Genomic DNA, 17,520 nt, shown 5'->3' on the forward strand with positions numbered 1-17,520 from the left:
AGTGATACCCGAATGCCGCGTTTTCGTCTGATTCTGGAATACGATGGCGCCGCCTTCGTGGGCTGGCAGCGCCAGGACAATGGCGACAGCGTGCAGGCGGCGCTGGAGGCGGCGGCCCTGGCCTACAGCGGCGGCGCGGTCCAGGTGCTGGCCTCGGGGCGCACCGATTCCGGGGTTCATGCCCTGGCCCAGGTGGCCCACCTGGACCTGCCCCGCGACGATCCGCCGCAAACCGTCCGCAACGCCCTCAACGCGCACTTGAAGCCGGCCCCGGTGGCGGTGCTCGACTGCCAGCCGGTGGCCGACGACTTCCACGCCCGCTTCTCCTGCCTCGGGCGGTGCTACCTGTACCGCATCCTGGAACGCCCGGCGCCGCTGGTGCTGGCGCGCGGCCGGGCCTGGTGGGTGCCGCCGGGGCGGGGCGGCCGGCTGGATGCCGAGGCCATGGCCGAGGCCGCCACCCATCTGCTCGGCCGGCACGACTTCACCAGCTTCCGGGCCAGCCAGTGCCAGGCCGACAGCCCGCTGAGGACCCTCGACGGGCTGAGCGTGAGGGCCGTGGAAGGTGGGCTGGAAATCCGCGCCTGGGCGCGCTCGTTCCTGCACCATCAGGTGCGCAACATGGTCGGCACCCTGAAGCTGGTCGGTCAGGGCAAGCTGGCCCCGGGCGAGGTGGCGATCATCCTGGCGGCCCGCGACCGGGCCCGCGCCGGCCCCACGGCGCCGCCCGAGGGGCTCTACTTCGCCGGCGCCCTGTACCCCGACGCGGCCCTGGTCGGGGCCGACTTCGGGGCCCCGCCGCCGGGGTGGGCGGACGGGAAAAGTCGCGCCGATTCATCTCGTTAAGATTGCCGGGGCGTGGTATTCTGTTCGCCATATAGAGGATGGCGGGAGAATCGACATGCTGCGCAACCTTCCCATCCTGTGGCGCATCGGTCTGGCCATGGTGGTCCTGTCGGCGTTGACCGCCGTGGTGCAGGCGGTTCCCGGGGCCTGGGTGCGCGGCGAGATCATTCGCGGCGCCCTCAGCCGCGAGCTGAACGGCCACTACGAGAACCTGATCGCCGCCATCCGGGCCGAGGCCGACAAGGCGCGCACGCTGTCGGCCCTGGTCGCCGGCATCCCCGAGGTGCGGGCCGCCTTCGCCGCCGGCGACCGCGACCGGCTGGGCGCGTTGTTCGTCCCCGGTTTCGCCGCGCTCAAGGCCGATCACGCGGTGGTCCAGTTCCAGTTCCACGTGCCCCCGGCGACCTCGTTCCTGCGCGTCCACAAGCCGGAGAAGTTCGGCGACGACCTGTCCGGCTTCCGGCTCACCGTGCTCGAGGCCAACCGTGAGCAGGCCCCGCGCTCGGGCATCGAGAAGGGGGTGGCCGGGCTGGGCGTGCGCGGCATGGTCCCGGTGGCCCACGACGGGGCGCATGTCGGCACGGTCGAGTTCGGGATGTCTTTCGGGCAGCCCTTCCTCGACAGCTTCAAGGCCGATTTCGGGGTCGACGTGGCGCTGCATCTGGCCGGCGAGGAGGGCTTCTCGGTCTTCGCCTCGACCCTTGATGGCCCCAGCCAACTGAGTGGCGAGGCCCTGGCCGCCGCCCTGGCCGGCACGCCGAGCCTCGTCGAGCACGGGCGGCAGGCGGTGTTGGCCCGGTCGATCCGCGATTTCGCCGGCCAGCCCATCGGGGTCGTCGAGCTGGTGCTCGACAGTTCCGCCTACGCCGCCCAGGCCGCCGCCGGCAACCGCAACGCCCTGCTGTTCGGGGCGGTGGCGGTGCTGGTCGCCTCGCTGCTCGGGCTGCTCATCGCGCGCGGCATCAGCCGTCCCATCCGGGCCATGACCCAGGGCATGGAACGCCTGACCCGGCGCGACTTCGCGGTCGACATCGCCGGCCAGCAGCGGCGCGACGAGATCGGCCTGATGGCCCGCGCCCTGTCCGTGTTCAAGGACGCCGCCATCGAGATGGACGCCAGCGAGCGCCGGATGGGCCAGCGGGTGGCCGAACTGGAAACCCGCGAGGCCCAGGTCAAGGCGGAAACCCAGGCCCACCTGGAAGGCGTGGTGGCGGCCGCCGTGGAAGCCAACCAGGCGATCACCGTGCTGGCCCGCATGACCCGCGAGTTGCGCGCCACCAACGCCCGCAGCCAGTCGATGGCCTCGGCGGTCGAGGAACTGGTGGCCAGCGTCAAGGAGATCGCCGGCAATTCGGACACCGCCGCCGGGGCCGCCCAGGAGGCCGGTGGTCAGGCCGGCGAGGGGCTGGCCGGGGCGCGCCGGGCGGTCGACAGCATGGCCGCCATCCACCGGGCGGTCAGCCAGGCCGCCGCCACCGTGGATGCCCTGTCGCGGGCCAGCGCCGAGATCGGGGTGATCATCCAGGAGATCGAGGACATCGCCAGCCAGACCAACCTTCTGGCCTTGAACGCCACCATCGAGGCGGCGCGCGCCGGCGATGCCGGCAAGGGCTTCGCGGTGGTCGCCGGCGAGGTCAAGGCGCTCGCCGGGCAGACCGCCAAGGCGACCGACGACATCCGCGGCCGCATCGACCACCTGCGCCGCGAGATGGAAACCATCGTCGGGGCCATGAACCAGGGCGCCACGGCGGTCGATCAGGGGCGCGAGGTGGTCAACGGCCTGGGCGACCAGTTGACCGGCATCTCCGGGGCGATCAACGACGTCACCGGGCGGATGCAGGAAATCGCCGCCATCCTCGGCCAGCAGACGGCGGCGGCCAACGAGGTCTCGGCCGGCACCGGCAGCATCGCCCAGATGGTGCGCCGCAACAGCGACGAGGTGGACGAGGTGCTGGCCGCCATGGACAAGGCCAACGCGGTGCTCGAGGCGCGGGTCGCCGAGTTCGCCAAGGTGGGCACGGCGCGGGCCATCGTCGAGGTGGCCAAGAACGACCACATGGTCTTCGCCCGCCATGTGGTGGAGACGGTGATCGGCCGTCAGAGCTGGCGCGAGGCCGACATGCCAAGCCACCTGACCTGCCGCTTCGGCAAGTGGTACGCCGCCGTCGACGACCCGCGCATCAAGGGCAACCCGGCCTTCACCCAACTGGTCGAGCCGCACCGCGCCGTGCATGACAAGGGCAAGGAGGCGGTGCGTCTGGCCGCCCAGGGCGACCTCGACGGGGCCATGGCGGCGGCCGAGGCCATGCACACCGCCTCGCTCAAGGTGGTCGCCCGCCTGACCGAACTGGCCCGGGGGCTGGACTGAGCCGATCCGCAAGGCGGCTCGTGACGGCGATTGGCGATACGATCAATGATCTGAAGCCTGTCGCGAGATCCAGGGACCACGCGACAGGCTCTCCCGGCGGCCGATCCGCTCAGCGGATCGACACCTCGACCCGGCGGTTGCGCGGCTCGGCGGTGTCGTCCGGGGTGGGGACCAGCAGGTTGCGCTCGCCGTGCGAGGTGACGGTGATCTCCACCACGTCCAGGTTGGCGGCCCGGATGCGCTCGGCGATCACCTCGGCCCGCTCCAGGGCCAGCCGCGCGTTGAGCTCGGCGTCGCCCTGGGTGTCGGAGTGGCCGATGATCCCGATGTCCACCGCCGGGCGCGCCCGGATGGCGGCCAGCACCTCGGGGAACTGGGCCTCCGAGGGGGGCTGGAGGGTGGTGGTGCCGGTCTCGAAATAGAGCAGGAAGCGGGTCGGCAACTCGGGCGTGGCGGCCAGGGCGGTGCCGAAATCCTGCTCGATCCGGTCGTCATCGACCAGATAGGGTTCGCCGGCGGTGGGGGTCAGGTCGGCCCCCTGGCCGGTCTTGGTCAGGGTGGCGGTGCCGCCCTCGCGGCCGCTGACCGTGACCTGCCCGGTGCTGCCGTCGGGATTGTCGAGCAGCACGACGTAACTCTCGCTGGCGCAGCCGGCCAGCAGGGCGGCCACGGCGAGGGCGGCGAAACGGGTCATCATACCGTGCATCACGCGAGTCATGGCGTCAGTTCCCCACCTTGACCAGGAAGCGGGTGCCGCGCACCCCGATCAGCGCGTCCGGGGTGGCCACCGCCACCTGCTCGGGCGCCAGCTTGGCGATGACGCCGGACAGGAACTGCGCCCGCCCCTTGCTCATCGAGGCCTTGAAGCCCAGCTCGCCGGCCCGCGGGTCGTACAGGAAGCGGTCGACGACCAGCTCGGTGTCGCCGCCCAGGGTGATCACGCTGTCGTCCTTGAAGGTCACCCCCAGGCTGCCCTCGGGGGCGGTCTTCAGGGTGTCGCCGGTGAACACCGGCTGACCCGGCTGGGCGGCCGTCTCGGTGCCGGCCGACAGCACGCTGGCCGCGCCCTCGACGGTCTTGACGTAGCCCACCGGGGCCGCCGGCTCGGCGGCCGGGGCCGGCCCGGCGGCGAGCAGCAGGGCGGCCAGCACGGCCAACGGGAAGGGCAGGGAACGCGGGCGCATGGCGGGTCTCCTTGGCGGGGTCACGGGGCGCCGGGGCGGCCGGTTGGTGTCAGCCGGGGCGGTCGGTTGGCGTCAGCGGCCGCCGGGGCGGGCGCCGACCATCTGGTCCTGGTGCTCCTGGATGAACACGTTGGCGTACAGGTTGTTGATCCACTGTTTGCCTTCCTGGGTCACCCCCAGGTACTCCAGCGCCGGCCCCAGGTAGGGGCGCACCATGTTCCAGAAGAAGCGCGGGTAGCCGGCCCGAAGGTCGGCCGGCGAGGCGTAGCCCATGGCCTGGGCGGCGCCGGTCTCCTGGAACTCGTGGAACAGGAAGGCGGTCTTGCGCAGATAGTCGATGTCGGCCATCTGGCCGATCAGGTCGGCCGCCCGGAGCAGGCCCGGGTAGTCGTCGGTGCGGGCGTGGTCGTCGCCGGCGGGGACCGGAAAGCGGGTGTGCTCGATGTTGGCCTCGATGCGGTCGGGGTCGAGCGCCGGCACGCTGCCGAAGCGCTCGCGCACGAAGATCTTCGAGCGGGTGACGTGGTGCGGGGTCAGCGCGGCATCGGTGCTGCCGACCGGCAACCGGGTGGTGGTGCCGTCCGAATCGATCACGTAGTGGCCCACCGTGTCGCCCCGGCAGACGCCGCGCACATAGCCGATGTCGTGGCACAACAGGGCGATCACGAAGTGCACCCAGTCGCGCGGGCCGACGCCGCCCTCCTTCAACTGGCGGCCCTTCAGGATCACCTGGCCGACCTCGGTCACCATGATGGTGTGGTTGACGTCGTGATAGGCGGCGTCGCTGGTCGCGATGTTCTCCAACGCGATGCGCCCGCAAAAGGAGAGAATCCCGGGATAGTCCGGTTCGAGCCGGCCGTAGACGGCGGTGTAGGAGTCGCGCAGGCGCTCGACGTAGGTGTCGATCACGACGTTGTTGGGATGGAAAGACACGATTGTCGCTCTCCCTGCCGGAGCCCCCCAGCCCCTGTGCTGGCAGGCATGATAGCATCGACAGGCCGACCGGCAAGCCCGCCGCCGCGCCGTCTTTTTCCCGCCGGGGCGCAAGACGGCGGCAATCGGGGCTGGTTTCGACGCCGCCAAGACCGTATATCTCCTGGCTTGACACCTGGACGGGCTCCGTGCCTGACCTAACCAGCAGCCCAAGCAGCGTGCCGAAGATCGCCATGGCCACCAACAAACCGACCCTGACCGACTGGAACCCCGCCGGCTGGCGCCACAAGCCGGTGTGTCAGATCCCGGCCTATCCCGATCCCCAGGCCCTGGGCCGGGTCGAGGCCGAGCTGGCCCGGTTGCCACCGCTGGTCTTCGCCGGCGAGGCGCGCAGCCTGAAGGCGTCGCTGGGCCGGGTCGCCCAGGGCGAGGGTTTCCTGCTCCAGGGCGGCGACTGCGCCGAAAGCTTCGCCGACTTCCACGCCGACTACATCCGCGACACCTTCCGGGTGCTGCTCCAGATGGCCGTGGTGCTGACCTTCGGCGCCGCCCTGCCGGTGCTCAAGGTGGCCCGCATGGCCGGCCAGTTCGCCAAGCCGCGCAGCGCCGACATGGAAACCATCGACGGGGTCAGCCTGCCCAGCTACCGGGGCGACATCATCAACGCCCCGGAGTTCACCGAGGCCGCCCGGACCCCCGATCCCGAGCGCATGATCCGCGCCTACAACCAGGCCGCCGCCACCCACAACCTGCTGCGTGCCCTGTCCCAGGGTGGCTACGCCGACCTGCACAAGATGCACCGCTGGAACCTGGGCTTCGTGCAGGGCTCGAAGCAGGCCGAGAAGTACCGCGATCTGGCCGAGCGGATGAGCGAGTCGCTGTCCTTCATGGCGGCCTGCGGGCTGACCCCGGCCAACGTGCCGCAGCTGCGCGAAACCGACTTCTACACCTCGCACGAGGCGTTGTTGCTGAACTACGAGGAAGCCCTGACCCGGATCGATTCGACAACCGGCAAGTGGTACTGCTGCTCGGCCCACATGCTGTGGATCGGCGAGCGCACCCGCCAGCCCGATCACGCCCATGTGGAGTTCCTGCGCGGCGTCGAGAATCCGATCGGCGTCAAGTGCGGCCCGGAGATGGATACCGACGACCTGCTCCGCCTGTGCGCCACCCTCAACCCGGCCAACGAGCCGGGGCGGATGACCCTGATCACCCGCATCGGGGCGGAGAAGATCGAAAGCAAACTGCCCCGCCTGATCCGCGCCATCGAGCGCGAGGGCCTTTCGGTGGTCTGGGCCTGCGATCCCATGCACGCCAACACCCACAAGACGGCCAACGGCTACAAGACGCGCAGCTTCGACGCCATCCTCGATGAGCTGAAGGGCTTCTTTGCCGTGCACCGGGCCGAGGGCACCCACGCCGGCGGCGTTCACCTGGAGCTGACCGGCCAGCAGGTCACCGAATGCCTGGGCGGCGCCCAGGCGATTTCCGAGGCCCGCCTGGGCGACCACTACGACACCCTGTGCGATCCGCGCCTGAACGCCGACCAGTCGCTGGAAATGGCCTTCCTGATCGCCGAGGCGCTGAAAGCCGAACGGGCCGAGCAGCGTCGGGTCGCCGGCGGCGCCTGATCGTCCTCCAACCCGCGAAGCCGCTTGCGATGAGCCAGTCTGCCGACATGCCAACCCGGGCCGCCGTGTGGCCCGACGCCGGGGCGGTGGACGCCTGGGCCGACAAGTACTTCGCCCGCACCCGCCAGGTGGTCGAGAAGTTCGGCGACTGTCAGGTCACCTACGCCGTGTTCATGCGCCGCCCGGTGCTCTACGCCGCCCGTCTGGCGCTGGACTGGCTCGACACGGTCAGCCGGGAACGCGGCGACCGCTTCGACATCCGCCAGCGCTACCAGGAAGGCGACTGGGTTGGGGCCGGCGAACCCTTGATGTACATCACCGGCCGGTTCGCCCGGCTGGTCGACCTGGAAACCGTCTTCCTGCAGAAGCTGGGCGCCACCTGCGTCGCCGCCTACAACGCCTTCACCATGTGCGAGGACCTGCCCCGGGTCGCCTTCCTGGCCATGGATGCCCGCCACTGCGCCGGCACCGAAATGGCCGAGCTGATGGCCTACGCCGCCGCCGTGGGCTCGCACGCCGCGCAGAAGTCGAACAACGCCAAGGGCTTCATCGGCAACGCCACCGACGCCACCGCCCACTTCTTCGGCCAGACCGAGGGCCGGGGCACCATGCCCCATGCCCTGATCGGCTACGCCGGCTCGACCGTGCGCGCCGCCGAGATGTTCCACGAGACCTTCCCCGACACCGACCTGATCGTGCTGGTCGACTACTTCGGGCAGGAGATCACCGACAGTCTGGCCGTCTGCGCCCGCTTCCCCGAACTGGCCGCCGAGGGGCGCCTGGGTCTGCGCCTGGACACCCACGGCGGTCGCTTCATCGAGGGACTGGACACCCCCAAGTCCTACGAGAAACTGGAGCGCCACGCCCCCAGGGCACTGCGCGGCTACCGCACCGAAACGGAACTGCGCTACCTGATCGGCACCGGCGTCTCGGCCGCCGCCATCTGGCACCTGCGCGAGGCGCTGGACCGGGCCGGCTATCCGAAGGCCAGGATCATCGCCTCCTCCGGCTTCTCGCCGGCCAAGTGCAAGGTGATGGCCTATGCCCGGACGCCGATCGACGTCATCGGCACCGGCTCCTACCTGCCCGACAGCTGGAGCGAAACCTACGCCACCGCCGACGTCATCGCCTACAACGGCGAACGCCGCGTCAAGGTGGGCCGCGAGTTCCTGTTCACCCGCGACGACACGCCAACCGGCTGACCGCCAAGGGGCGCCGCCCCTTGGGACCCCGCTGGGGAGGCCGGGGGCCTCCCCAGACCCCACCATTGAGTCAAAACCCCACAAGGGGGGGTGCCCCCCCTTGTGGGGTTTTAAGTCACGGCGGGGGTCCGGGGGAGCCCCTGGCTTCCCCGGCGGGGGTTCCAAGGGGGCGGCGCCCCCTTGGTGCCCGGCCGCTTGGCTTGTCAACGCCGGGTGGGTGTGGTAGCACGCGCGGTCTACTCGGCGAGGTCTTCCGCGAATTCCATGTGAGGCGTGGTTGGCTGGCGTTGGGGCGTGGTTGCGAAGGGCACCCCTGGAGGCTCTTGGCTTCGCTCCGGCGGCGGGTCGGGTGGCTATTCCCATATCTCCAAACGAGAGAATGACCGAACATGTCGAAGGACGTATCCAAGCTTCCCGTTCAGGAACGGGACCGGGCCGGTAAGGGGGCAGCCCGGGCGACGCGCCGTGAAGGCCTGGTGCCCGGTGTCATCTATGGTGACAAGAAGCCGCCTCAGTTGATCAGCATGGAGCCCAAGTACCTGATCGCCGCCATGCACCGGCCGGGCTTCAACACCCAGGTCTTCGAGCTCGATCTGGCCGGCAAGAAGCACCGCGTGATGGCCCAGGACGTGCAGATGCACCCGGTGACCGATCAGCCCATCCACATCGACTTCCTGCGCATCGGGGCCGACACCGAGGTGACCGTGCACGTGCCGGTCCACTTCCTCAACGAGGACCAGTCGCCGGGCATCAAGCGCGGGGGCGTGCTGAACGTGGTCCGCCACGAGGTGGTGATGATCGGCAAGCCGGCCAACCTGCCGGAACAGCTCGAGGTCGACCTGACTGGCCTGGACGTGAACGAGACCATCCACTTCAGCGCCATCACGGTGCCCGACGGGGTGCGTCCGGAAATCACCGACCGCGACTTCACCATCGCCACCATCGCCGCGCCCAGCGGCATGAAGTCGGAAGCCGCCGACGACGTGGAGGCGGAGGACGAGGAGTAGGCCGTCAAGGCCTGCTTGCCCGGGAGCCCGGGCGATCCATGGAGGCATGCGCCATGCATCTGTTGGTCGGCCTGGGCAATCCCGGGGGCCGCTACGCCGGCAACCGCCACAACATCGGCTTCATGGCGCTGGACCGTCTGGCCCAGCGCCATGGCTTTGGCCCCTGGCGGGCCCGTTTCGAGGGCGAGTGCGCCGAGGGGCGCATCGGGTCGCACAAGGTGCTGGCCCTGAAGCCCAAGACCTTCATGAACCTCTCGGGGCGCTCGGTCGGCGCCGCGGTGCGCTTCTTCAAGCTGGAGCCGGCGCAGGTCCTGGTCTGCCACGACGAGATCGAACTGGCCCCGGGCAAGGTGCGGGTGAAGGTGGGCGGCGGCAACGCCGGCCACAACGGCCTGAAGGACATCGACGGCCACCTGGGCCGCGACTATCGGCGGCTGCGCCTGGGGGTCGGCCGCCCGGCCGACAAAAGCCAGGTGACCAACTGGGTGTTGTCGGATTTCGCCAAGGCCGAGCGGGACTGGCTCGACCCCCTGCTCGACGCGGTGGCCGATCACATGGGGCGCCTGCTGGATGGCGACGAGGCCCAGTTTCTCAATGCCCTGGCCGGCCTCGGCCCGGCCAGGCCCGAAAAGCCGCCCCGGCCCGACAAACCCACCGCTGCTCCCACCGCCGGCGCTCTGACCCCTGGCGCGCCAACGCCCCCTCCGGCTGCTTCCGGGCCGGCGGAAAAGTCCTCCGAAGGCCCCATGGCCGAAGCCCTGAAGCGACTGTTCAAGTAGCCCCTGTTTTCGTCCCGATCATCCCCCGAGGAGAGCGTCCCCGATGGGTTTCACCTGCGGCATCGTCGGCCTGCCCAACGTCGGCAAGTCGACCCTGTTCAACGCGCTGACCGCGACCATCGCGGCCCAGGCGGCCAACTTTCCCTTCTGCACCATCGAGCCCAACAGCGGCCGGGTGGCGGTGCCCGATGATCGGCTGGAGAAGCTGGCCCGGATCGCCGGCTCGAAGGCGGTGATCCCGACCCAGCTCGGCTTCACCGACATCGCCGGGCTGGTCCGCGGGGCGTCGAAGGGCGAGGGGTTGGGCAACCAGTTCCTGGCCAACATCCGCGAGGTCGACGCGGTGGTCCACGTGCTGCGCTGTTTCGAGGACGACAACGTGACCCACGTCGAGGGCGGGGTCGACCCCATCCGCGACGCCGAGACGGTGGACACCGAGCTGATGCTGGCCGACCTGGAGAGCCTGGAGCGGCGCCTGGCTCCCATCCTCAAGAAGGCGCGCAGCGGCGAGAAGGAGGCCAAGGAGCAGGCCGCCCTGATGGAGCCCATCGTCGAGGCCCTGCGCGAGGGCCGCCCGGCCCGTGCCCTGAGGCCCGCCGACCCGGACGATCGGCGCCGCTTCAACGCCCTGCAACTGCTCACCGCCAAGCCGGTGCTCTACGTGGCCAACGTGGAGGAAGGCGCGGCGGCCGAGGGCAACGCACTGTCCGAGAAGGTGTTCGCCCGGGCGGCCGAGGAAGGGGCGCGGGCGGTGGTCATCTCGGCGGCCATCGAGGCCGAGGTGGCGCAGCTTGAAGAGGCCGAGGAGAAGGCCGAGTTCCTGGACAGCCTGGGGCTGGCCGAGACCGGTCTGGCCCGGGTCATCCGCGAGGGCTACGCGCTGCTCGACCTGATCACCTTCTTCACCGTGGGCCCCAAGGAGGCCCGCGCCTGGACGGTGCGCCACGGCGCCCGCGCCCCGGAGGCGGCGGGGGTCATCCACACCGATTTCGAGCGCGGCTTCATCCGCGCCGAGACGGTGGCCTATGACGACTACGTGTCCCTTGGCGGCGAGACCGGGGCCCGCGACGCCGGCAAGCTGCGCGCCGAGGGCAAGGAGTACGTGGTGGTCGACGGCGACGTCTTCCACTTCCTGTTCAACGTGTAAAAAAACCCGGGCGACCCGCAACGGATCGCCCGGGACTTGCTGTCGTCCGGCCGCCCCGAAGGGGGTCAGCGCGGGCCGATCATGTGCAGGAACTCCTTGCGCGTCGTCGGGTCGTCGCGGAAGGCGCCCAGCATGCGGCTGGTCACCATGTTGACCCCGGGCTTCTTGACGCCGCGCGTGGTCATGCACTGGTGGGCCGCCTCGATGACCACGGCCACCCCCTTGGGCTCCAGCACCTCGTTGATGGTGTTGGCGATCTGGGCGGTCATCTTTTCCTGGATCTGCAGGCGCTTGGCGAACACCTCGACAATCCGCGCCAGCTTCGAGATGCCGACCACCCGATGGTCCGGCAGATAGGCGATGTGGGCCACCCCGATGATCGGCACCATGTGGTGCTCGCAGTGGCTTTCCAGGCGGATGTCCTTCAGCAGGACCATCTCGTCGTAGCCGTCGGTCTCCTCGAAGGTGCGGCGCAGGATGTCGGCCGGGTCTTCCTGGTAGCCGGCGAAGAACTCCTCGTAGGCCCGCACCACGCGGTCCGGTGTGCCGACCAGCCCCTCGCGGTCCGGGTCGTCGCCGGCCCAGCGCAGCAGGGTGCGCACCGCCGCCTCGGCCTCGGCCCGGCTGGGGCGCGGCTCGCCGGTGATGGTGGCCGGCTGGGCCGCGGCGGGGTCGCGGTAATCGCGGGCCGGGGCGATGTGGGCGGGGTCGAGCCGGGCGGGGCGGGCGGGGTCGAACACGGCGGCGTCTCCTTCGCGGCGGCGGGGCGGCGGGCCCCGAACTTATGGTTGAGCCCGATGGGTCGGGCCTGACGGCTCACTTGGGGTCGCGCCGGTGGCGCGTCCAGGGGCACGGGAGTTCCTACGCCGGCCGGCCCGGGCTGGATCACCGGGGGGCGTTTCTCCACCGCCGGGTCAGTTGACCGCCGAGGCGTCGTGCGGGCTGTCGAGCGAAAAGGCGGGAATGTCCACCTCGAAGTCGTCTCCGCCCGCAAGGCTCATGGTGTAGCTGCCGACCATGATTCCCGAGGGCGTGGAGAGCGGACAGCCGCTGGTGTACTCGAAGGTATCGCCCGGCCCGAGCACCGGCTGCTCGCCGACCACGCCCGGGCCGTCCACCTCCTGCAGGCGGCCCAGGGCATCGGTGATGCGCCAGTGGCGGGCCATCAGTTGCACCGTGTCCTGGCCGTCGTTGGCGATGGTCACCCGGTAGGCCCAGACGAAGTGGGACTCGTCCGGGGCGCTCTGATCCTCCAGATAGAACGGCTGGACGGTGACGGTGATCTCGCGGGTGGTCGCCTGGTACATGCTCGCCGGGGCTCGTCAGGGGAGGTGCAACAACGTCCCCCAACATAGGCCGCCCGCCGGCGCCGTCAAAGGCCGCCGGCCAGCACCAGGGGCGTTGCCGCGTCCTCCAGACGTTCCAGGCGGGCCAGCGCGGCCAGGGTCTGCGCCCGGCAGGTGGCGAAGCGCCCCGCGTCACCCGCCGCCCAGCACTGGAAACGGTCCCGCGCATAGAGCAGCAGGCCAGGGTGCGTCTCGGCCAGCGGGCTGTCGAGCAGGGCGTCCAGGCGATGGCGCAGATCGGCCACCTCGCCCAACGTCTCCTCGTACAACGGCGCCTGCCGGCCGGGGCCGCCAACCAGCACCACCTCGGGCCCCGGCAGCGGCGCCAGTGCCACCCGAGCCGCCACCCGAGACGGCAACGGATCGGTCGGCACCAGGGCCCAGCCCCAGGCCAGCAGCATCAGCACCGCCAGGCCACAGGCCAACATCAAGGGACGGGTCATCATGATCGGGTCCTCCATTCCGCCGATTGCCAGACAGCGACAGAATGACCGGCCGAAACGACCAAAAACGGCCGAAACCATGCCTATTCCATGGCAGCCGGGGTGGTGCCTCGGCGACCGCAAAGGGGCGCTGCCCCTTTGAACCCCGCCGGGGAGGCTGGGCCTCCCCGGACCCCGCCATGTCGTTGGAGCCGAAGGCTGGCAACTGAGCTGGAAGCGGGTGAGGTTGGTTGCGGGCCAGCTTCGCTGGCCCGCGAAACTAAAAAGGGGCGCCGGTGCGCGTTGCGCCGGCGGCACCCCCCGTTTTCGGTTGTTTCGCAGGCCAGCAAAGCTGGCCTGCACCCAAACACCGATTGCGCGTGGCTTGGTCTGCGCGTTGCGCACCAACGAAATGGAGGGGGTCCGGGGGATCGCCTTCGATCCCCCGGTGGGGGTTCGGGGGCAACGCCCCCGATCCGGTGTGGCGTGGACCTTGAGGGCAGCGCCCCTCGGTTACCGCCCGGGCACGCCGGAGGTTGTGGAGTGTTCCATGTGCAGTGCCTGACCCGGGCGGGCCAGGGGGAAGGCGGCGTGGGCGGCGTGGGCGGCTTCGGCGAAGCCGGTGAGGATCAGTTTCAGCTTGCCGGGGTAGGTGCAGACGTCGCCGACGGCGAACACGCCGGGCAGGTTGGTCGCCGAGGTGCCGGGAGTGACCGGAATGTGGTGCAGATGCAAGTCGACCCCCCACTGGGTGATCGGGCCCAGATCGCCCGCCAGTCCGAAGAAGGGCAGCAGGGTATCGGCGGGCAGGGTGCGTTGGTTGCCGTCGAGGTCGGCCACCACCACCGCGTCCAGGTGGCCGTTGGTGCCTTCCAGGCCGGCCAGTTGGTAGGGGATGACCAGGTCGATGGCCCCTTCGGCGGCCTTTTCCTTCAGGCGCCGGGCGCTGTCCGGGGCGGCGCGGAAGCGGTCGCGGCGGTGGACCACGGCCACCGAGGCGGCCACCTCGGCCAGGGCCAGGGCCCAGTCGACCGCCGAATCGCCGCCCCCGGCGATGACCACCTTGCGGCCTCGGAAGTCTTCCTGGCGGGTCACGTAGTAGTGCACGCCGACTCCGGGGCCCTGGCGCTCGAAGCTCTCGATGCCGTCCAGCGGCGGGCGGTTGGGGCCGAAGGCGCCGGCCCCGGCGGCGAGGACGACCACCGGCGCCTCGATCACCGTGCCGGCCGAGGTTTCCAGGCGCCAGCCGCCGGCCCCGTCGAAGGCGTCGTCGAGCCGGGTCAGGCCGCTGGCGGTCTGGCCCAGGTGGAGGGTGGGCGTGAAGGGGGCGGCCTGCTCGACCAGTTTGTCGACCAGTTCGCCGGCCAGGATGCGCGGATGGCCGGGCACGTCGAAGATCGGCTTTTCGGGATAGAGGGCGGCGCACTGGCCGCCCACCGTGTCCAGGGCGTCGACCACATGGCAGGACAGGCCGACCATGCCGCACTGGAAAACGGTGAACAGGCCGACCGGGCCGGCCCCCACCACCACCACGTCGGTTGTCTGGGGCTGGCTCATGGCGGGTCCTTTCCTGGGGCTCGTCTGCGGGGTGGGCAAGGTGTAGCGCCGCCCGCGGGCCCGATCAAGCCGGGCTGGTCTTTTCAACCCGCCCGGCTCGGGCTACAACTCGGCCCATGACCGACGAGGACGATCCGCTGTTCCCCAGCGACCCCAACCACTATGCCGACGACGCCTATGTCGACCTGGCGCTGGAGCTGCCCGACGAGGCGGCCACCGAGCGTCTGGGCCGCGCCCTGGCCCGCCTGATGCGCCCCGGCGAGGCGGTCTGCCTGAGCGGTCCGCTGGGCGCCGGCAAGAGCGTGCTGGCCCGCGCCTTCATCCGCGAGCGCACCGGCGACGACGAGGAGGAGGTGCCCAGCCCCACCTTCACCCTGGTCCAGACCTACGACGACGACGGCACCCACGCTGATCCCGGCGAGCCGCCGCCGACCCTCTGGCACTTCGACCTCTACCGCCTGGAAAACCCGGAGGAGGTGCTGGAGCTGGACATCGAGGACGCCTTCGCGGCCGGTGTCTCGGTGGTCGAGTGGGCGGAGCGCCTGGGCCCCTACCTGCCCTGGCAGCGCCTGGAGGTCAGCCTGTCGGTCAACCCCGATGACAGCCGCCGGGCCGAGATCGGCGCCTTCGGCGAGTGGGGCGACCGGCTGGACGAGATCGCCCGCCATGTCTGCCATTGAAATCTCGGCCACTGAGACGCCGCCCAGGCAGACGCTGATCGCCCGCTTTCTGGAAAGCGCCGGCTGGGCCGGGGTGGCGCCCCGCCTGCTGGCCGACGATGCCTCGTTCCGCCGCTACTTCCGGCTGGTCGGGGCCGATGGCGCCCGCGCCGTGTTGATGGACGCCCCGCCGCCGATGGAGGACGTGCGCCCCTTCGCCCGTCTGGCGGCCCATCTCGACAGCCTGGGCTTCACCGTGCCCCGGGTCCGCGCCGCCGACGAAACGGCCGGCCTGCTGCTGCTCGACGACCTGGGCGACGCCACCTTCACTCGCCAACTGGCCGCCGGCGCCGACGAGGCGGCGCTCTATGAAAGCGCCATCGACCTGCTGGCCCACCTGCACCGCCTGGACGCCGTGCCGGCCGACGGCCTGCCGGCCTACGATCTGGCCCGCCATCAGGCCGAGGCCGACCTGCTCATCGACTGGTACCTGCCGGCGGTGATGGGGGCGCGGCCCACCCCGGCGGCCCGCGCCGCGTGGCACGCCCTGTGGGCCGAGGCGCTGGCCCCGGTGCTGGCCGACCACCCGCCGACCCTGGTCCTGCGCGACTTCCATGTGGACAACCTGATGGTGGTGGCGGGACGCCAGGGCATCGCCGCCTGCGGCCTGCTCGACTTCCAGGACGCCCTGGCCGGCCACCCGGCCTACGACGTGATGTCGCTGCTCGAGGACGCCCGCCGCGACCTGGCCCCCGGCCTGCCCGGGGCGCTGCTGGAGCGCTACCTCAAGGCCCGCCCGGAGGCCGACGCCGCCGCCTTCCGCCGCGCCTTCACCGTGCTCGCCGCCCAGCGCCACGCCAAGGTGATCGGCATTTTCACCCGGCTCGCCCGGCGCGACGGCAAGCCGGGCTACCTCGCCCACATCCCCCGGGTCTGGCGCCTGCTCTCGGCCGCCCTGGCCCGGGGCGCCGAGGCCGATCCGGCGCTCGCCGGGCTCGCCGCCTGGCTCGACCGCCACCTGCCCGCCGCGCGGAGAACCCTGCCCCATGCCGGTCAATGAATCCCGCTTCCCCGACACCGCCCCCCGGCGGGCCATGGTGCTGGCCGCCGGCCTTGGCACCCGCATGCGGCCGATCACCGAGCATACCCCCAAGCCGATGGTCGAGATCGAGGGCATCAGCCTGATCCAGCGCATCCTCGACCACCTGAAGGCGGCCCAGGTCGAACAGGCGGTGGTCAACCTGCACCATCTGGCCGGGCGCCTGGAAGACCACCTGTCCGAATACGCCGAGGGCAAGGTGGCGCCCCGCGTGGTGTTCTCCGACGAGCGCGCCCGACTGATGGAAACCGGCGGCGGACTGGTCCAGGCCCGCCCGCTGCTCGGCGACGATCCGCTGTACGTCATCAACGGCGACGTGCTGTGGTTCGACGGCGGCAGCCCGGCCCTGGCCCGCCTCGCCCACGCCTGGGAGCAAACCACCCGGCGCGGCGCCGAGATCGACGCCCTGTTGATGCTGCACTCCACCCCCCGGGCCCACGGCTACGACGGCCTGGGCGACTTCTTCCTCGACCCCTGGGGAACCCCCCGGCGACGGCGCGAGAAAGAAGTGGCGCCCTACGTCTTCGCCGGGGTGCAGATCATCCATCCCCGGCTGCTCGATGACGCGCCGGAGGAGCCGTTCTCCGTCAACCGGCTGTGGAACCGGGCGCTGGAAGCGGGCCGCCTGCGCGGCCTGTCGCACGACGGCGAGTGGTACCACGTCGGCACCCCCGCCGACATCGACCGGGTCGAACGCCTGATCCGCGACGACAGCCCCTTCCCCGACGTGGCGCACCGGTAGGGGGCGAGGGCAGCGGGCGCCTCGGATACGCGTACTCGGAGGCTTTGCCCCCGAACCCCACGCCAGAAAAAACGGGGGCGTTGCCCCCGAACCCCCACCGGGGGACACCGGGTGTCCCCCGGACCCCCGCCATCTCGTAGGTGTGGGACGAAGGCGACGAGGTGAATGCAGGCGGGGTTTGGTTGCAGGCCAGCTTTGCTGGCCTGCGGAAACGGAAAACCAACAGGGAATCGGTTGGCCGGTGTGAAAAAACCGCCCGGGCGCATGGCACGGGCGGTGAATCGTTTTTGGAAATGTCCCGGCGGGGGTCCGGGGGACCGCCTTATCAGAACGGGGGCTTTGCCCCCGTACCCCCACCGGGGGACACCGGGTGTCCCCCGGCCCCCCGCCATCTCGTAGGTGTGGGACGAAGGCGATGAGGTGAACGCAGGCGGGGTTTGGTTGCAGGCCAGCTTTGCTGGCCTGCGGAAACGGAAAACCAACAGGGGATCGGTTGGCTGGTGTGAAAAAACCGCCCGGGCGCATGGCACGGGCGGTGAACCATTTTCGGAAATGTCCCGGCGGGGGTCCGGGGGACCGCCTTCGGTCCCCCGGTGGG

General features: G+C 70.8%; 17 protein-coding genes. 10 read left to right on the plus strand and 7 right to left on the minus strand.

What is annotated here, in order from left to right:
- Window positions 1-12 precede the first annotated feature (12 nt).
- Window positions 13-846: a tRNA pseudouridine(38-40) synthase TruA gene (truA, locus tag BLR95_RS07385; RefSeq protein ID WP_092617721.1), complete on the plus strand. Its 834-nt coding sequence runs from the start codon at window positions 13-15 to the stop codon at window positions 844-846.
- A 55-nt stretch (window positions 847-901) separates the two neighbouring features.
- On the plus strand, window positions 902-3,214 hold the full coding sequence (locus BLR95_RS07390; protein WP_092617724.1) for a methyl-accepting chemotaxis protein: 2,313 nt from the start codon (window positions 902-904) through the stop codon (window positions 3,212-3,214).
- A 109-nt stretch (window positions 3,215-3,323) separates the two neighbouring features.
- Here BLR95_RS07390 and BLR95_RS07395 read toward each other — a convergent pair whose 3' ends face one another.
- The 3 genes from BLR95_RS07395 to BLR95_RS07405 form a co-directional block, all read right to left on the minus strand.
- Entirely contained in the window at window positions 3,324-3,932 is a 609-nt protein-coding gene (locus BLR95_RS07395; RefSeq protein ID WP_092617727.1) for an OmpA family protein, read from the minus strand.
- Window positions 3,933-3,936: 4 nt separating this feature from the next.
- A complete protein-coding gene (locus tag BLR95_RS07400) occupies window positions 3,937-4,398 on the minus strand; it encodes a FecR family protein (RefSeq protein ID WP_092617730.1) in 462 nt (153 codons plus the stop codon).
- Window positions 4,399-4,470: 72 nt separating this feature from the next.
- Window positions 4,471-5,331, minus strand: coding sequence for a metal-dependent phosphohydrolase (locus BLR95_RS07405; RefSeq protein ID WP_092617733.1), 861 nt, complete (start codon window positions 5,329-5,331; stop codon window positions 4,471-4,473).
- Window positions 5,332-5,564: 233 nt separating this feature from the next.
- Between BLR95_RS07405 and BLR95_RS07410 the strand changes: the two genes are divergently transcribed.
- From BLR95_RS07410 to ychF, 5 genes are all read left to right on the plus strand, one after another.
- Window positions 5,565-6,962, plus strand: a complete 1,398-nt coding sequence (locus tag BLR95_RS07410) for a class II 3-deoxy-7-phosphoheptulonate synthase (RefSeq protein WP_092617736.1) — start codon at window positions 5,565-5,567, stop codon at window positions 6,960-6,962.
- 29 nt (window positions 6,963-6,991) lie between these two features.
- Window positions 6,992-8,164 carry a nicotinate phosphoribosyltransferase gene (locus BLR95_RS07415; RefSeq protein WP_425438436.1) on the plus strand — a complete coding sequence of 391 codons (1,173 nt, stop codon included), beginning with the start codon at window positions 6,992-6,994 and terminating at the stop codon, window positions 8,162-8,164.
- A 389-nt stretch (window positions 8,165-8,553) separates the two neighbouring features.
- Window positions 8,554-9,171, plus strand: a complete 618-nt coding sequence (locus BLR95_RS07420) for a 50S ribosomal protein L25/general stress protein Ctc (protein WP_092617739.1) — start codon at window positions 8,554-8,556, stop codon at window positions 9,169-9,171.
- 53 nt (window positions 9,172-9,224) lie between these two features.
- On the plus strand, window positions 9,225-9,950 hold the full coding sequence (gene pth, locus BLR95_RS07425) for an aminoacyl-tRNA hydrolase (protein WP_092617742.1): 726 nt from the start codon (window positions 9,225-9,227) through the stop codon (window positions 9,948-9,950).
- 43 nt (window positions 9,951-9,993) lie between these two features.
- Entirely contained in the window at window positions 9,994-11,097 is a 1,104-nt protein-coding gene (gene ychF, locus BLR95_RS07430) for a redox-regulated ATPase YchF (protein WP_092617745.1), read from the plus strand.
- A 65-nt stretch (window positions 11,098-11,162) separates the two neighbouring features.
- Here ychF and folE read toward each other — a convergent pair whose 3' ends face one another.
- The 4 genes from folE to BLR95_RS07450 form a co-directional block, all read right to left on the minus strand.
- Entirely contained in the window at window positions 11,163-11,744 is a 582-nt protein-coding gene (gene folE / locus BLR95_RS07435) for a GTP cyclohydrolase I FolE (RefSeq protein ID WP_092618321.1), read from the minus strand.
- Window positions 11,745-12,011: 267 nt separating this feature from the next.
- Window positions 12,012-12,404: a Co2+/Mg2+ efflux protein ApaG gene (gene apaG, locus BLR95_RS07440; protein ID WP_092617748.1), complete on the minus strand. Its 393-nt coding sequence runs from the start codon at window positions 12,402-12,404 to the stop codon at window positions 12,012-12,014.
- Between the two features lie 65 nt (window positions 12,405-12,469).
- Window positions 12,470-12,889 (minus strand): hypothetical protein, encoded by a 420-nt coding sequence (locus BLR95_RS07445; protein ID WP_092617751.1) that lies wholly within the window; start codon window positions 12,887-12,889, stop codon window positions 12,470-12,472.
- 489 nt (window positions 12,890-13,378) lie between these two features.
- Window positions 13,379-14,422 carry an NAD(P)/FAD-dependent oxidoreductase gene (locus BLR95_RS07450; protein WP_092617754.1) on the minus strand — a complete coding sequence of 348 codons (1,044 nt, stop codon included), beginning with the start codon at window positions 14,420-14,422 and terminating at the stop codon, window positions 13,379-13,381.
- Between the two features lie 116 nt (window positions 14,423-14,538).
- Here BLR95_RS07450 and tsaE point away from each other — a divergent pair, with 116 nt between their 5' ends.
- From tsaE to BLR95_RS07465, 3 genes are read left to right on the plus strand one after another with little or no spacing between them, the layout of a single operon-like run.
- Window positions 14,539-15,102 (plus strand): tRNA (adenosine(37)-N6)-threonylcarbamoyltransferase complex ATPase subunit type 1 TsaE, encoded by a 564-nt coding sequence (tsaE, locus tag BLR95_RS07455; RefSeq protein WP_092617757.1) that lies wholly within the window; start codon window positions 14,539-14,541, stop codon window positions 15,100-15,102.
- A complete protein-coding gene (locus BLR95_RS07460; RefSeq protein ID WP_092617760.1) occupies window positions 15,089-16,141 on the plus strand; it encodes an aminoglycoside phosphotransferase family protein in 1,053 nt (350 codons plus the stop codon). The genes tsaE and BLR95_RS07460 overlap by 14 nt, the downstream gene beginning before the upstream one ends.
- Window positions 16,128-16,922 carry a nucleotidyltransferase family protein gene (locus tag BLR95_RS07465; RefSeq protein WP_092617763.1) on the plus strand — a complete coding sequence of 265 codons (795 nt, stop codon included), beginning with the start codon at window positions 16,128-16,130 and terminating at the stop codon, window positions 16,920-16,922. The genes BLR95_RS07460 and BLR95_RS07465 overlap by 14 nt, the downstream gene beginning before the upstream one ends.
- Window positions 16,923-17,520: the final 598 nt, after the last annotated feature.

It is taken from the genome of Roseospirillum parvum, from assembly GCF_900100455.1.
Lineage (GTDB): Bacteria > Pseudomonadota > Alphaproteobacteria > Rhodospirillales > Rhodospirillaceae > Roseospirillum > Roseospirillum parvum.

What these genes read in the sequence shown, in the direction of transcription:
- tsaE (WP_092617757.1), top strand. Translation starts at nt 14,539, where the DNA reads ATGACCGACGAGGACGATCCGCTGTTCCCCAGCGACCCCAACCACTAT.
- BLR95_RS07465 (WP_092617763.1), top strand. Translation starts at nt 16,128, where the DNA reads ATGCCGGTCAATGAATCCCGCTTCCCCGACACCGCCCCCCGGCGGGCC.
- BLR95_RS07445 (WP_092617751.1), bottom strand. Translation starts at nt 12,889, where the DNA reads ATGATGACCCGTCCCTTGATGTTGGCCTGTGGCCTGGCGGTGCTGATG.
- BLR95_RS07395 (WP_092617727.1), bottom strand. Translation starts at nt 3,932, where the DNA reads ATGACTCGCGTGATGCACGGTATGATGACCCGTTTCGCCGCCCTCGCC.
- apaG (WP_092617748.1), bottom strand. Translation starts at nt 12,404, where the DNA reads ATGTACCAGGCGACCACCCGCGAGATCACCGTCACCGTCCAGCCGTTC.
- ychF (WP_092617745.1), top strand. Translation starts at nt 9,994, where the DNA reads ATGGGTTTCACCTGCGGCATCGTCGGCCTGCCCAACGTCGGCAAGTCG.
- BLR95_RS07415 (WP_425438436.1), top strand. Translation starts at nt 6,992, where the DNA reads ATGAGCCAGTCTGCCGACATGCCAACCCGGGCCGCCGTGTGGCCCGAC.
- truA (WP_092617721.1), top strand. Translation starts at nt 13, where the DNA reads ATGCCGCGTTTTCGTCTGATTCTGGAATACGATGGCGCCGCCTTCGTG.
- BLR95_RS07410 (WP_092617736.1), top strand. Translation starts at nt 5,565, where the DNA reads ATGGCCACCAACAAACCGACCCTGACCGACTGGAACCCCGCCGGCTGG.
- BLR95_RS07460 (WP_092617760.1), top strand. Translation starts at nt 15,089, where the DNA reads ATGTCTGCCATTGAAATCTCGGCCACTGAGACGCCGCCCAGGCAGACG.
- BLR95_RS07420 (WP_092617739.1), top strand. Translation starts at nt 8,554, where the DNA reads ATGTCGAAGGACGTATCCAAGCTTCCCGTTCAGGAACGGGACCGGGCC.
- pth (WP_092617742.1), top strand. Translation starts at nt 9,225, where the DNA reads ATGCATCTGTTGGTCGGCCTGGGCAATCCCGGGGGCCGCTACGCCGGC.
- BLR95_RS07400 (WP_092617730.1), bottom strand. Translation starts at nt 4,398, where the DNA reads ATGCGCCCGCGTTCCCTGCCCTTCCCGTTGGCCGTGCTGGCCGCCCTG.
- BLR95_RS07450 (WP_092617754.1), bottom strand. Translation starts at nt 14,422, where the DNA reads ATGAGCCAGCCCCAGACAACCGACGTGGTGGTGGTGGGGGCCGGCCCG.
- BLR95_RS07390 (WP_092617724.1), top strand. Translation starts at nt 902, where the DNA reads ATGCTGCGCAACCTTCCCATCCTGTGGCGCATCGGTCTGGCCATGGTG.